The 13,708-nt window shown below is 70.6% G+C and carries 14 protein-coding genes, 1 tRNA gene and 1 pseudogene; 12 read left to right on the forward strand and 4 right to left on the reverse strand.

Translation table 11 applies throughout. The annotated features are described in order from the left end of the window. Positions 1 to 84 precede the first annotated feature (84 nt). On the reverse strand, positions 85 to 489 hold the full coding sequence (locus AB0M36_RS20685) for a YjbQ family protein (RefSeq protein ID WP_364159810.1): 405 nt from the start codon (positions 487 to 489) through the stop codon (positions 85 to 87). Between the two features lie 203 nt (positions 490 to 692). Here AB0M36_RS20685 and AB0M36_RS20690 point away from each other — a divergent pair, with 203 nt between their 5' ends. From AB0M36_RS20690 to AB0M36_RS20710, 5 genes are all read left to right on the forward strand, one after another. Continuing rightward, positions 693 to 2,969 carry a transketolase C-terminal domain-containing protein gene (locus AB0M36_RS20690; protein WP_364159812.1) on the forward strand — a complete coding sequence of 759 codons (2,277 nt, stop codon included), beginning with the start codon at positions 693 to 695 and terminating at the stop codon, positions 2,967 to 2,969. Positions 2,970 to 3,063: 94 nt separating this feature from the next. Continuing rightward, a complete protein-coding gene (locus AB0M36_RS20695) occupies positions 3,064 to 3,495 on the forward strand; it encodes a DUF3052 domain-containing protein (protein WP_364159814.1) in 432 nt (143 codons plus the stop codon). A 93-nt stretch (positions 3,496 to 3,588) separates the two neighbouring features. Then, positions 3,589 to 4,053 (forward strand): peroxiredoxin, encoded by a 465-nt coding sequence (locus tag AB0M36_RS20700; RefSeq protein ID WP_364159816.1) that lies wholly within the window; start codon positions 3,589 to 3,591, stop codon positions 4,051 to 4,053. A gap of 35 nt (positions 4,054 to 4,088) precedes the next feature. Further along, positions 4,089 to 4,160: transfer RNA gene (locus AB0M36_RS20705), tRNA-Val, on the forward strand. 270 nt (positions 4,161 to 4,430) lie between these two features. After that, entirely contained in the window at positions 4,431 to 4,871 is a 441-nt protein-coding gene (locus tag AB0M36_RS20710) for a DUF1810 domain-containing protein (protein WP_364159818.1), read from the forward strand. Here AB0M36_RS20710 and AB0M36_RS20715 read toward each other — a convergent pair. Further along, positions 4,868 to 5,293 (reverse strand): MarR family transcriptional regulator, encoded by a 426-nt coding sequence (locus AB0M36_RS20715; protein ID WP_364159820.1) that lies wholly within the window; start codon positions 5,291 to 5,293, stop codon positions 4,868 to 4,870. The two genes, AB0M36_RS20710 and AB0M36_RS20715, sit on opposite strands and share 4 nt — an antisense overlap. A gap of 35 nt (positions 5,294 to 5,328) precedes the next feature. On the opposite strand from AB0M36_RS20715, the gene AB0M36_RS20720 reads away from it, so the two are divergent. From AB0M36_RS20720 to AB0M36_RS20735, 4 genes are all read left to right on the forward strand, one after another. After that, on the forward strand, positions 5,329 to 5,910 hold the full coding sequence (locus AB0M36_RS20720; protein WP_364159822.1) for a TIGR03086 family metal-binding protein: 582 nt from the start codon (positions 5,329 to 5,331) through the stop codon (positions 5,908 to 5,910). Between the two features lie 489 nt (positions 5,911 to 6,399). Further along, entirely contained in the window at positions 6,400 to 7,050 is a 651-nt protein-coding gene (locus AB0M36_RS20725) for a maleylpyruvate isomerase family mycothiol-dependent enzyme (RefSeq protein WP_364159824.1), read from the forward strand. A gap of 71 nt (positions 7,051 to 7,121) precedes the next feature. Beyond that, positions 7,122 to 7,646: a hypothetical protein gene (locus AB0M36_RS20730; protein WP_364159826.1), complete on the forward strand. Its 525-nt coding sequence runs from the start codon at positions 7,122 to 7,124 to the stop codon at positions 7,644 to 7,646. A 538-nt stretch (positions 7,647 to 8,184) separates the two neighbouring features. Further along, positions 8,185 to 8,478, forward strand: coding sequence for a barstar family protein (locus AB0M36_RS20735; RefSeq protein ID WP_364159828.1), 294 nt, complete (start codon positions 8,185 to 8,187; stop codon positions 8,476 to 8,478). 10 nt (positions 8,479 to 8,488) lie between these two features. Here the strand turns inward: AB0M36_RS20735 and AB0M36_RS20740 are convergent, their stop codons facing one another. Then, on the reverse strand, positions 8,489 to 8,887 hold the full coding sequence (locus tag AB0M36_RS20740; RefSeq protein ID WP_364159830.1) for a YciI family protein: 399 nt from the start codon (positions 8,885 to 8,887) through the stop codon (positions 8,489 to 8,491). A 595-nt stretch (positions 8,888 to 9,482) separates the two neighbouring features. Here AB0M36_RS20740 and AB0M36_RS20745 point away from each other — a divergent pair. Continuing rightward, positions 9,483 to 10,346, forward strand: coding sequence for a hypothetical protein (locus AB0M36_RS20745; RefSeq protein WP_364159832.1), 864 nt, complete (start codon positions 9,483 to 9,485; stop codon positions 10,344 to 10,346). Between the two features lie 285 nt (positions 10,347 to 10,631). After that, a pseudogene (locus tag AB0M36_RS20750) lies at positions 10,632 to 11,120 on the forward strand (XRE family transcriptional regulator); the annotation flags it as partial. Positions 11,121 to 11,526: 406 nt separating this feature from the next. Here the strand turns inward: AB0M36_RS20750 and AB0M36_RS20755 are convergent. After that, on the reverse strand, positions 11,527 to 12,222 hold the full coding sequence (locus AB0M36_RS20755; protein ID WP_364159834.1) for a bifunctional DNA primase/polymerase: 696 nt from the start codon (positions 12,220 to 12,222) through the stop codon (positions 11,527 to 11,529). Between the two features lie 245 nt (positions 12,223 to 12,467). On the opposite strand from AB0M36_RS20755, the gene AB0M36_RS20760 reads away from it, so the two are divergent. Continuing rightward, on the forward strand, positions 12,468 to 13,697 hold the full coding sequence (locus AB0M36_RS20760; protein ID WP_364159836.1) for a helix-turn-helix domain-containing protein: 1,230 nt from the start codon (positions 12,468 to 12,470) through the stop codon (positions 13,695 to 13,697). Positions 13,698 to 13,708 lie beyond the last annotated feature (11 nt).

Here is a 13,708-nt window from a genome sequence, read left to right on the forward strand (position 1 = left end):
ATCCTGCCCCCTTGCGCCGGCCGGCGTCACGCCTACCGTCCGGCTACGCGACGCTCGACACAGGTACTGACCAGTAACTTCGGTTCATCCGGGCAGAAAGCTGAACCGCACCTGGCGCTCGGGGTTGTCGCCGTTCGGATCGACGAGGCAGATCGACTGCCAGGTGCCCAGGGCGATGCGGCCGTCGAACACCGGCAGCGTCGCGTACGGCGGAATCCAGGCGGGCAGAACGTGGTCGCGACCGTGCCCGCGCGACCCGTGCCTGTGCCGCCATTTGTCCTCGGCGGGCAGCAGGTCGTCGATCGCCGTGAGCAGGTCGTCGTCGGAGCCCGCGCCGGTCTCGATGATCGCCAACCCGGCGGTGGCGTGCGGGACGAACACGTGCAGCAGGCCGTCACCCCGCCCGTGGACGAATCGCTCGGCCTCCCGCGTGATGTCACGCACGACCGGGCTGCCGCCGGTCCGGACGGTGATCACGGTGGTGTCCATGACCGGAAAGTCTTACATGTAGAGGTCCATGACCAGGAAGGACGTCCCCACCGTCAGGAACCACAGTCCGCAGAGCACGATCCGGCCCACCCCGGCCCACACCGTCATCGCACCAGCCGATCACGCCCGCCCCGGCGCCCGCAGCCGATTCGCGCGGCATCACCCGCCGCGGCGTGCGGTGGCGGGGCCGGCCGGGGTCGGCGATGCTGGGTCGCGTGACCACCCCGCAGAACCTCGACGAGCGTTTCCGCGACGCCGTCTCGGCGCTGCGGCCGAGCGGGACCCCGGGCCTCGCCCGGCCCGGCGACGACCCGGTGCGCGACGGTTCCACGCTCACCGGTGCCCGCGCCCGCGAATTGTTCGACGCCCAATCGACCAGCCGCCACCTCGACCTCGCCGCGCGCTGGCTGCGTGGCTTCAACGAGGGCTTCTCGGCGATCGGCTCGTCAGGCCACGAGGGAAACGCGGCCCTCGCCGCGGCCCTGCGCCCGGACGATCCGGCGCTGCTCCACAGGCGTTCCGGAGCGTTCTACTGTGTCCGCGCCGCCCGGGTCTCCCCGCCCGAGGACTCCCCGGACCCGCTGACGGAAGCGGCCCGGGACGTGCTGCGCGGCGTCGTGGCGTCGGCCGCCGAACCGCTCGCCGGCGGCCGGCATCAGCTCTTCGGCCGCGCCGACCTGCGGATCATCCCCAGCACGTCGCCGTCGGCCGCGCACCTGCCGCGCGCCGTTGGGATCGCGTACGCCATCAGCACGGTCCCCGAATGGCGCGGCATCGAGACGCCCTGGCCCGCCGACGCCATCGCGGTCGCCTCCTTCGGCGACGTGTCCGTCAACCACGCCGCGGCGACCGCCGCCCTCAACACGATCGGCTGGCATACGCACACCGGCCGGCGCCTGCCGCTGCTGCTCGTCTGCGAGGACAACGGCGGCAGCGTCGCGTCGCCGCCCGGCTGGGTCGCCGAAACCCTGCGCGCCCGCCCCGGCCTGCGCTACCTCGCCGCCGACGGATGCGACACGGCGGCCGCGTACGACACCGCGCGGGCGGCCGTGGACTGGGTGCGCGAACACCGCCGGCCCGCCGTGCTGCACCTGAGCATGGTCCGCCTCCTGGGACACGCCGGCGCGGACGGCCGCCCCGAGGACGCCACCCCCGACCTGGACCGGGACCCGCTGATCGGCACCGCCCGCCTGCTGGTCACCGGCGGCTTCGCCACGGGCGAGGAACTGCTCGCCCGCTACGACGAGCTGGGCTGGCAGGTGCGCAAGATCGCCGAGGAGGTCATCGGCGAACCCAAGCTCGCCGGCACGGCCCAGATCGTCGCGCCGCTCGCACCCCGGCGCCCGCTGCGCGTCGCCCGGCACGTCGCCGACACCGCGACCCGGGCGAGCGGTGCCGGCTCCGCGGCGCGCGCCCGGGCCTTCGACGGCAAACTGCCCGAACAGGGCGGTCCGCTCACCCTCGGCGAGACGCTCAACGCCACCCTCACCGACGCGCTGCTCGCCCTCCCGGGCGCCTTCGTGTACGGCGAGGACGTCGCGTCCAAGGGCGGCGCACACGGCATCACCCGGCACCTCCGCGACCGCTTCGGCGCCGACCGCGTCTTCGACACCGTCCCCGACGAGACGTCCATCCTGGGCCTGGGCCTCGGCGCCGCGGTGGCGGGGATGCTCCCGATCCCGGAGATCCCGTACCTCGCCCACCTGCACAGCGCCGAGGACCAGCTGCGCGCCGAGGCCGCCACGATGTCGTTCTTCTCGCAGGGGGCATTCCGAAACCCCATGGTCGTGCGGGTCGCCGGGCTCGCCCGGCCGGAGGGCTTCGGCGGCCACTTCCCCAACGACAACTCGGTCGCCGTGCTGCGCGACGTACCCGGACTGGTCCTGGCCGTGCCCGCCCGCGCGGCCGACGCGGCGCCGATGCTGCGCTCCTGCCTGGCCGCGGCGGCCGTCGACGGCACGGTCAGCGTGTTTCTGGAGCCGCTCGCGCTCTACCACTGCCGCGACCTGTTCCAGCAGGGCGACGAGGAGTGGCTGGCGCCGTACGCTCCGCCAACGCAGTGGGCCGCCGCGCACCTCCCGATCGGCCGCGCCCGGACGTATCCGTTCGGGTCCGCCGAGGACCTGACCATTCTCACCTTCGGCAACGGTGTCCGGATGTCCCTGCGGGTCGCGGCCCGCCTCGCCGCCGACGGGTACGGATCCCGCGTAGTGGACCTGCGCTGGCTGAACCCGCTGCCGGCGGCCGACCTGCTCCGCGAGGCGTCGGCGACCGGCCGGGTCCTCATCGCCGACGAAACAAGGAGGTCGGGAGGGGTCGGCGAGGGAATCCTCGCGGCCCTGGTGGACGGCGGTTTCGTCGGCGCGGCCCGCCGAATCGCCGCCGCCGACTCGCTCGTTCCACCCGGTCCGGCAGCGCGCCACGTCCTGATCGGGGAAGATGCCATCACACAGGGTGCCCACGCCCTGCTGGCGCGGTAAATTGCCACACACCCGGTGCGCCACTTGCGCGTAGGCCCCCGAGTGTGTGGACTACCCCCACAGAATGTCCTCAACAGCAAGGAGGAATTAGACAGTGAGCGCGACCGCTGGTCAGGCCGACGGCGTACGCAGCCTGGCGGACCGGTTCGGCCTCGAGCCGAACATGGTGGTCATGGAGATGGGCTACGACGACGATGTCGACGAGGATCTCCGTGACGCCCTGACCGAACGCGTGGGCGATTTGGTCGACGAGGACACCGACGAGGTGGTCGACGCGGTACTACTCTGGTATCGCGACGGCGACGGTGACCTGTTCGAACTGCTCACGGATGCACTGGGCCCGCTCGCAGACACTGGCGTGGTGTGGCTCCTGACCCCGAAGGCGGGCCGCGACGGCCACGTCGAACCGAGCGAGGTCAGCGAGAGCGCACCGACGGCAGGCCTTCAGCAGACCTCCACGGTGAACGCCGGCAAGGACTGGACCGCGGCCAGGCTGGTGTCCCCACGCGGAGCCAAGAAGAAGTAACGAAGCCAGTACTCGCCGCTGACCCATCGCGGCCGCCCGCCGCGCGGACCCGCCGCCGCGCGGCCTAGAAGCACGTCCGTTTATGGTTACCGGATGTTGATCGATGCGGGCGCCGAGGCTCCGAACTTCACCCTCAAGGACCAGAACAACCAGGAAGTCACCCTCGCGGACTTCCGCGGCCGCAAGGCGGTGCTGCTGGTCTTCTACCCCCTGGCCTTCACCGGCACCTGCCAGGGCGAACTAGCCGAGATCAAGGAAAACCTCCCGGCGTACGCCAACGACGACGTCCAGGTCCTGACCGTCAGCGTCGACTCCGCCTACAGCCACAAGATCTGGGCGGAGAAGGAAGGCTACGACTTCCCCCTCCTGGCCGACTTCTGGCCCCACGGCGGCGTGGCCCAGGCGTACGGAATCTTTAACGAGGAGGCCGGTTTCGCCAACCGGGGGACCTTCGTCATCGACAAAGCGGGGGTCGTCCGCTTCGCCGAGCAGTACGGCCCGGGCGACCGGCGCGACCAGGAAGCGTGGCGGAAGGCGCTGGCTGAGGTGGTCGGCTGACCGGGTAGGATGACCACTCCGGCAGTTGCGGGGCCGGGCGCGTAGCTCAGTGGGAGAGCACTCGCCTTACAAGCGAGGGGTCGCAGGTTCGAAACCTGCCGCGCCCACGTCTCTGGCCAGCACGAACGGCGGGCACCGAGGTCATCGGCGCCCGCCGTCTTCGCATTCCCGTCCGAGATTCCCTCATGGATTGAGGGCCAACTATTGGGTTGTCCCATGCCGGTAACTGCGGCAGCCTCACGGGATGATCGAGACGCGGGTGTTGCGCCAGGACGATTGGAAGATCTGGCGGGAACTGCGGCTCGTCGCGCTCGCGGAGGCCGGGTTTGCCTTCGGCGCCCAATTGGTCACCACGGATTCGTGAAGAGGGGGAGATCATGGGGCGGGACGACGATCTGGGACGGTTCGTGTCGGCACAGGACGCGATTTACGATCGGGCGCTCGCCGAACTGCGGGCGGGGGACAAGCGCAGCCATTGGATGTGGTTCGTGTTCCCGCAGATCGCCGGGCTCGGTTTCAGCCAGACCGCGCGGACGTACGCGATCCGCGATCTCGCCGAGGCGCGCGCCTATCTGGCGCACCCCGTACTCGGGCCGCGTTTGGTGGAATGCGCACGCGCGCTGCTGGCGGTGGAAAGCCGCGATGCCCGGCAGATCCTGGGGTATCCCGACGATATGAAGCTGCGGTCGTCGATGACGCTGTTCGCCCGGGCCGCGGATGATGCCACGGTTTTCCAGGCCGTTCTCGACAAGTACTACAACGGTGAGCACGATCCCGCCACACTGGAGCGAATTCCCTCAGGATCGGAAACCGCCTAGATCCCGGGCCCTTCGGTGTGGAGGGCCGCGAGTGCCGTAAGCAAAGCCGTACGGTCCGATTCCTGAAGCGTGCCGAGCAGTTGATCCTCCGCGGTCCGGATGTCGGCCTGGATCCTCTGCTGCAGTAGGCGGCCGGCCTCGGTGAGGCGGAGCAGGCGCACCCGGCGGTCGGCGGGGTCGGGCTCGCGCTCGATGAGCTCGCGCCGCTGCAGGTCGTCGAGCACGGCGATGAGACGGGTCTTGTCCGCGCCGATGCCGGCGGCCAGCGCGGCCTGCGTGCGCATCGGGCGGTCATGCAGCGCGGTCAGCACGATGTAGCCCCACATGGAGATGGCGTGGGCCGCGAGGATCGGCCGCTCCATCGCCAGGATCCGCCTTCCCAGTCGCATCACCATGGCGCCGAGATCGGCCCTGTTCTCCATGACCCCTATTGTAAGCGCATGCATATAGTAAGCGAATGCATATGATCGATGACGTGCGAGAGCTCGACGCGGCCGCCGTCCGCGGCAGCGTGGACGTGGTCGGCAAGGTCACCGTCTCCGATCTGTCCCGGTCCACGCCGTGCGCCGACTGGGATCTACGGGCCCTGCTGACGCACATGACCGTGCAGCACCGCGGGTTCTCGGCCGCCGCACAGGGCCGCGGCGACGACCCGGCGGCGTGGCAGCCGATCGACCAGGACGATCCGGTACGGGCGTACGCGGCAGCCGCCGAGGACGTCCTGGAAGCCTTCGCCGCCGAAGGTGTGCTGGAGCGCGACTTCTTCCTGCCCGATCTGGGACGCGCCGTTTCCGGCAGACGCGCCATCGGATTCCACCTCGTGGATTACGTGGTGCACGGGTGGGACGTCGCGGCCACCATCGGCACGGCCTACCAGGCCTCACCCGCCGTGCTCGACGCGGCGCTGCTCATCGCTCGCGCCGTGCCGGACGGGCCGGCTCGTCGAGCACCGGACGCGGCCTTCGCGCCTGGCCTGCCGGTGCCCGCCGGCGCCGACACCCTCGAGGCGATTCTGGCGCTGCTCGGCAGGAAATGTTGATGTCTAGAGAAGGATGTAGATGCTCACGCCGCCAACCGCGAGGGTGAACAGCGCCAACATGCCGGCGAAGACGGCACGCCCCCGCGCTCCGCAAGTGGGCGAAGGGCACCGCCGCCGCCGTGGCCAGGCCGGTTGACAGCAACGATGAATCACCGGATGAGATCACAACAGCGGATCAATGACGACGAGCTGAAGGCGGTCGGCTGTCGGCGCCCGAGAGTGTCAGGCCCGCGACGGCGAGGATGAGCGCGGCCACGTGGGATGACGATAGGTGCGCTGGGCTGCGATGCGCCCTGTCGGCGTTGCGACGCCCCGTCAGTCGGCTCGATCACCGCCGTTGCATCGGGCCATGAGGGCCGCACCGCCGGGGCGTGAGGGCCCGCATGGCGGGGCATGAGGGCCCGCATGGCGGGGCATGAGGGCCCGCACGGCGGAGGGATCCACGGCTACCTAGGCAAACCGGCGCCGACCAACCGCTAGCCTTGCGCCGTGGATATTCGTGCCGCCATCGCCGACGAGCGCCGACGCGTCGCCGACCTGCTCGACTCGCTGGAACCGGGGCAGCTCGACAAGCCGAGCCTCTGCGGCGAATGGACGGTCAAGGAGGTGGCCGGACACCTCGTCGCCGTGCTTGCCAAGCCGCCCGTACCCTTGCTGCCGTTGCTGCCGTTGCTGGCCCGCAACCGCTTCCGCCTGCACCGTGCGAACGCGCAGCTGGCGGTGCTGACGGCCGAGCGCCCGGCCGCGGAGCTCGCCCAAACCCTGCGCGACAACGCGGACAACCCCTTCAAACCCCCTGTCGTCGGGTACGCGGGTCAGCTCACCGACCTACAGGTGCACGGCCAGGACATGCGCCGTCCGCTGGGCCTGGACCACGGCCTGCGGCCCGACCGGCTGCTGGCGTCGCTGGAGTTCCTGACCAGCGGGCGGGCGTACGGCTTCGCCCCGAAACGACGCCTGGCCGGACTGCGTTTCGAAGCCTCCGACCTCGACTGGTTCTCCGGCGTGGGACCGCTGATCGCCGGCCCAGCGGAGGCACTGATGATGGCGATGTGCGGGCGCACGGCGGCATTCAGCGACCTGGGCGGGCCGGGATTGCGGGTTCTCGATCAGCGGCTCCAGCGCCGAGCTATCGCGTAAGGGTGTCGCGGAGGCGACAGGAGCACCAGGCCCCGCCGAAAAGTGTCGGACCCTCGCCCTACGGTCGTCCCATGGATACCAACGAATACCCACCGGACCTTGACCGGCGCCCCCACACGCAGCTCGACCGGCACTTCCTGTCGGGCGACAACACCTACCACCTAACCGCGTCGGGTACGGGTGACGACCGCGTCAGACTGGCGGTCACGGGCTGGGGCCCCGCCGGAGAGGTGGTGAGCGAGCTCAGCGGAGGGATCTCGCCGGCCGACCTCCCCGCCGTGACCGACGCTCTCACCTCGACCCTGACGGGCCTGGCAGCCCTACGCGCTAGGCGCGGCACCCTGCGAACGGCCGGGCGGAAACCCAGGCGCCATCCCAACCGCGGCGTCCGCTGGTCCACCGAGGACGACGAACGCCTGGTGGCCCGCTACCGCGAGGGGGCATCCGAGCGCGACCTGATGGACGAGTTCGGCCGCAGCCGAGGCGGTATCCGGGCTCGGCTGGAAATCCTCGGCGAGGCGGCATCGGACACCGAATTGCGATATCGCTCCAGCGACACCCCGGCGAAGGAGGAGGTGCCGACGGCGGCCTTGTGACGCCTGGCCGCTCGCTCCGCCGTCCGCCTGGCTGCCTGACCGATCGGGCTGGCTGTCTGTCCGCCTGGTTCCCAGTTGTCCGCCAGACCGACCGGCTGGTTGCCTCTTCACTTGGCCGGGGGCGGGCCGGCTGGTTGCCTCTTCACCTGGCTGGCGGCGGATCGGCTGGTTGCCTCTTCACCCGCCTGCCAGGCGGACCGGCTGGCTGCGAACGGCCGGCTGCCTGACCCGGCTGAATGATGCCCGACCGCCCGGCTGGCCGCTTGACCGGCTGGCCGCTTGACCGGCTGGCCGCTTGACCGGCTGGCCGGGCGGTCGGCCCGGACGCGCACTGGATCGAGTGTCGGTTCGGTTCCGGGGCATGGTGGGCGTGCAGGTTCCCGCTCGCCGCCGCCCGGACGTGTCGGTGTCGCCTGGCGGTGTTTTCCCGCACCCCGGTGAGGGCACAGTCCGCGAGACGCCCGCCACTTCCCAAGAACGCGCGGTCTGGGTCGTTGATCAGGCGTTAGGTGTCGACCGGCGACGGGAGGCTGGCACGATGAACGTGGTCATCGACGGCCGGTTCATTCTCGACGAGGCGGACCTGCACCGGCGGCTGGCCGGTGCGCTCGGCTATGGGCCCTACTACCGTCACGACCTGGAGGACCTGGGCCAGCGACTCGCGACCGGAGACCCCCGTCCACTCCAGCTGGTGTGGATCTACGCGGGCAGCCTGCGGATGGCTCTCGGCATCAACCTCTACGACCGTTACCTACGGACGCTCGAAGACATCGAGGCGACCGACGCGGGACGAGGCTGGAACGAGCGATTCATCTTCCGCGTCTTCGAATAGGCAGGGGTTGTTACAGGGGTTCGGCGTCGGTGGTGCTCATTACTCGGCGGACTCCGATCGGTTGCCGCAGGGGTGTGCCACCCGGACCTGGGGCCTGGGAGACGCGGCCGGCGATTTCGATCGCCCGGGCCTCCGAGTCGACGTCGATGAGCTGGAAGCCGGCCAACATCTCCTTGGCCCCCGCGAACGGGCCGTCGGTGGCCACCGGCACCGTCCCGTCCGAGGTGACCACCTTGGCGAGCTCGGGATCGGTGAGCATGTGCCCATCGACGTGTTCGCCGTTCGCCGCGAGCTCCCGGTGGAGCGCGGCGTGGTAGTCCAGGTGTGCTTTGATCTCCTCCGGCTTCCACTCGGGCATCGGGAGATCGGTGGTGCCGCCGCGATAGTCGACCGTGAGCAGGTATTTCACGGGCTTCCTCCGTTCACGCGCCGCGCCGGTGGTTCGGGGCGGTCGTCGTGGGACGGAACAGAGGGCCTTTTCTCGACATCCTGGGAGCCAGCGTGTGCCCCACCTTGAGGGTCAGCGCTGGGCCGCCGCCCGAGGTGGCGCGGCAGCCACGTGCCTCAGCTTGAGGGTCAGCGCTGGGTCGGCGCCCGAGGTGGCGCGGCACTCGCGTGCCTCAGCTGAGGGTCAGCGCTGGGTCGCCGCGGTGGCGCGGCACTCGCGTGCCTCACCTTGAGGTCTATTGCTGGGTTGCCGCCCGAGCTGGCGCGGCAGCCGTGCCTCACTGGGCTCAGTGCTGGGTCGCCGCCCACGTGGCGCAGCGAGCCGCGTGCCTCATGTTGAGGGCCAGGCCTTCGCCTTGCCTCGGGGATCGAGTGGGGCCTGAAGTTCGCAGTTCAGGGTGCACCCGCGCTGCACCCTGGCCCGGCTCAAGTCGGGTTGCCCACACCCGATCCTTCTGGCACCTGCGGACGGCTCCGCGGGTGAGCGGGCCCGGCCGTACCCCCTCGGCGGCCGGGTCCGTTCGGCTACCAGGGCAGCGGGCCGGAAGGGGTGCGACGTGACCGGACTCCAGGGCCTGTTCGTCGGGGCCGACCACGAGAAGATCGTCGTTTCGCCGTACCCGATCCGGATGCGGACCGGGCGCGCTCGGCGGGAGCGGCGGGGTTCGCTCACCGAGGTCGTGCCGGTGCCGCCGAGCGGGCGTAGCCGGGAGGTGCGGGTGCGGTTTTCCTCGCAGCTTTCGCTGGCGTTGCTCGTGCTCTGCGCCGTCCTCAGCGCGCTGGGTATCCCGTGGTGGATCGCGGCCGCCGGGTCGCTCGCTCTGGTGTCGTTCGTCAGCGTCCAGCAGGGGCGGGCGGCGCGGAAGGGCACGCTTGCTCTTCCGCGGGGCGACGATTCGTTCGTGCTGCATGCCGCCGAGGAGCGGGCCGCCTACGGGCGGGCGCTGGAGGTTGCGCGGCGGGTGCGGGGGACCTGGCCCGAGCTGCGGCGCATGATTGATCCGGATGAGGCCGACCGCAGCCTCACCGCCGCCCTTCGCGAGCTTGCCGCGATCATGAACCGGCGGCAGCAGATCCGCCGGCTGCGCGAGGAGCTCGGCGCCGCCGCCCTGCACAATCTGCCCGCTGACAGCCCGGCCGTGCAGGCCTTGGCCGAGCAGCGGCTGCGGGTCGAGGGTCTGTGGCGTTCGACGGCCTCCGCGGCCAACCGCATCCTGGCCAGCATCAACGCCGCCGCGCTCGCGGGGGAGGACCTCATCCGTGAGCAACGGGTCGGCCAGACGGCCCGGGAGGCGGAGCTGGCGATTTCGCGGCTGACCCTTGCCGGCTCGGCGCCCGCCGACTCCGGCCCGGAACTGGCCGAGCGGACCGCCGCGGTGATCTCCGCCTATCGCGAACTCGCCGCCGACCACGAGCGCTGACCGCCGGCGGACACCTGCGGCGGACACCCGCGACGGGACACCCCGCGACGGGACACCCCGCGACGGGACACCCCGCGACGGGACACCCCGCGACGGGACACCCCGCGACGGGACACCCCCAGTCGTGCTGCAGGCCCGCAACGCCGCCCACTCGGGTTGATCGCCGGACGGATCCTCCCGGACGGATCGCCGCGACGGATTGTCCCGGACGGATTGTCCGGACGGATCGTCGCGCAGGGGGAATAGCTGGCGTTTGCACCGGTCTAAATGGCAAGGTGATTTGCCGTGACGGCAAATGATGATGTGCTCGCCGCGGTCGGGCCCCGGTTGCGGGCATTGCGCCGGGAACACGAAACCACCCTTGCCGCTCTGTCTGACATCACCGGCATCTCGGTCAGCACCCTTTCGCGGCTGGAGTCCGGGCAGCGCCGGGCGACGTTGGAGTTGCTGCTGCCGCTCGCTCAGGCCTACCGGGTGCCACTCGACGAGCTTGTCGGCGCCCCGGCGACCGGTGATCCGCGGATCTACGCGCGGCCGATCAAACACCGCAACGGTCAGACGATCATCCCGCTCAGCCGGCAGGCGACCGGGCTGCAGGCGTTCAAGATCCTCATTCCCGCGGGTCCGCCGCAGGAGCCGGACCCGCAGACCCATGAGGGGTACGAGTGGCTCTACGTGCTCTCGGGCCGCCTGCGCATCGTCCTCGGAGACCACGACCTGATCCTGCCGGCGGGGGAGGCCGCCGAGTTCGACACGCGCATCCCGCACTGGTTCGGCAGCGCAGCCGGGGCCGCGAGGCAAGCTCCCGCAGCCGGGGCCGCGAGACATGCTTCCGCAGCCGAGAGACAAGTTGGCGAGGCGGAAGCGGCAGAAGCGCGAGAAGATGCAGCGGAAGAGATCGCGACAGGGAACGCCCGGGCGGGAAAGGCCGGCGCCCCTGTCGAGATCCTGACAATTTTCGGACCGCAAGGCGAGCGGATGCACGTCCGTGCCCGGCCCAGCACGCCCCAAAACTCAGCGTAATTACGCCTTCACCCGTATGGGTGACTGGTCTACTGCCAAGTAGACACATACGTTGGCTGCTGACATGCGTGCCCCCGGCAATGCCCAGCTACCATCCGCTGCCAGGCTCAGGGGCCCGGCGGCAGCGGATCGCAGGACGGCGTCCGCAACAGAGAAATCATGCCGCTCGGCGGGCCGTGGACACCTGGCGTGGCACGGTGGCGGTGACTCTCCGTTGTGGTCGGCGGCCGAGTGCGTCGAGCGCTTCCATCAGCATGGCCTGGACGGTGGCGGAGGCGGGCAGGTGCCAGCCGGTGTGCTCCGGGGCGACGGCCCAGCGCACCGGCCCCTGTGGCGTGCGGCTCGGCGCGGCCGGGATCCAGGAGCCTCGACCGTGGCACAGGATGTCCAGACAGGACGCCAGTTCGGGGCGCAGTTGCTCGCCGGGGCGCACCAGGAACAGCCACTGGCCGGTCGGGGTGATCATGACCGGGCCTCGGGCGTCGCCGCGTTCCGGGCCGATGACGTCCGTGTGCAGCCGGACCGCGCCGAGGACCCGCAGGCCGACGGGCGCGGGGACCTCGAGGGCGTCGAAGCTCCACCCCGTGGCCAGCAGCACTGTGTACGGGCGGTGCCGCCACCACCGGGCGATCCGCTCGGGATCCGTGGCGGCGTCGTCCTCCCAGTACTCGATCGCGGGGTGGCACCCCGTGACCGGGCAGCCGGCACGGCCGCAGGTGAAGCGGTCGCCGGACAGGTAGGCGCCGGGCGTCACCGCCCAGCCGCGGGCGGCGTAGCGCAAAGCCGCCCGGCGCAGGCGCAGCCGATCGATCGTGGCCCATGGGCCGATCGGCTGTTGGATGCTCCACTGCATGGTCGGAATACCCCCGATTCGCCGACTCCCGCCGCTATATCAGCCAGAGTTGCCGTCACCAAGCACGACACGCTTCGTTGGTTCGGTCAGATCACGCATTGCAAGTTGCATGAGAAACTACGAGCAACGGTGGGCAGACGATCACACAGGCTGTGCGACCTGCACAGACGAGTGAGGTCCACACTGCGCAGTGAAACACCGGGTGCTCACCGGCGGGGGTCGCCGGGTGAGTTTGGGGAGGCACCGTGGACGAGCTGCCGATCGGCCGTCGAGTCGCCTACTGGCGCGGCCGGCGCAAGATGTCCCAGCAGGTCTTCGCTGACCGGTTGGGCAAGTCCAAGAGCTGGGTCGACAAGGTGGAGCGGGGAGTCCGCCGGCTCGACAAGTTCTCCGTCGTCTACGAGATCGCCGACGTGCTCGCCATCGACGTCCAGCTGCTGCTGGGCAAGGACGTCGAGCGGCGGCCGGAGACGCAGAACTGCATCGACCAGGTCGAGGTCGAGGAAATTCGCGCCGCGCTCGAGCGATATGACCAGATGAGCGCGTTCTTCCATCCCGTTCCGCAGGCGCCGCCGCTGACGGAGATGCGCAAAGCGGTCAGCCACGCCTGGCTGACCTACCAGCACGCGAAGTACGGCGTGCTGGCGCGCAAGCTTCCCCAGCTGCTGCGGGACGCACAAGCGGCGGACAGTGCGCACGCCAGCGGTGACGAGGCCCGCGACGCCGCGCACCTGCTCGGGCAGGTCTACCAGATCGCCTCGTCGGCGCTGCGCAAGGTTGGCGAGCACGAGCTGTCCTGGCTGGCCGCGGACCGTTCCATCGCGGTGTCGCAGCGGGCCGGCGACCAGCTGCTCGCCGGGATGGCGAGTCACCGGGTCGGCATGGCGCTGCTCTCGCTGGGCCGCGTGCGCTCGGCGCTGGAGGTCAACGTCAACATCGCCAACCGGCTCGCGCCGATGACACCGGAGGCGGCCACCCCGGAACGACTTTCCGTGTACGGGCTGCTGTTGCTCACCGGCGCGATGGCGGCGGCGCGTATCGGCGACAGCGCTACTGTGCGTGACCTCGTGAACGGCGCGGAGCAGGCGGCTGGTGCGCTCGGCGGCGACTTCAACTATTACTGGACGTCCTTCGGGCCCACCAATGTGGAGCTGCACCGCGCCGCGGCGGCGGTCGAGCTGGGGGATGGCGGCAAGGCGATCGAGACACATCTGAAGATCGATCTGGCGGCGTTCGCCGCGATGCTGCCCGAGCGGCGTGCGCACCACTACCTGGACATCGCGCGCGGATACACGCAGCTTGGCGACGTGGAGAAGGCGAGTGAGATGCTGTTGGAGGGTGATCGGCTCGCCCCCTCCGAGATCCGCTGCCGGCCGCTGGCCCACGAGGTCATCTCCGACGTGCTGCGACGCACCCGGGGCACCCCGCCGGCACCCATCGCGGAGCTGGCCGAACAGATGGGAGTCGGCGTATGAGGTGGATTCTG

This window comes from Actinoplanes sp. NPDC051346, from assembly GCF_040682215.1.
GTDB lineage: Bacteria > Actinomycetota > Actinomycetes > Mycobacteriales > Micromonosporaceae > Actinoplanes.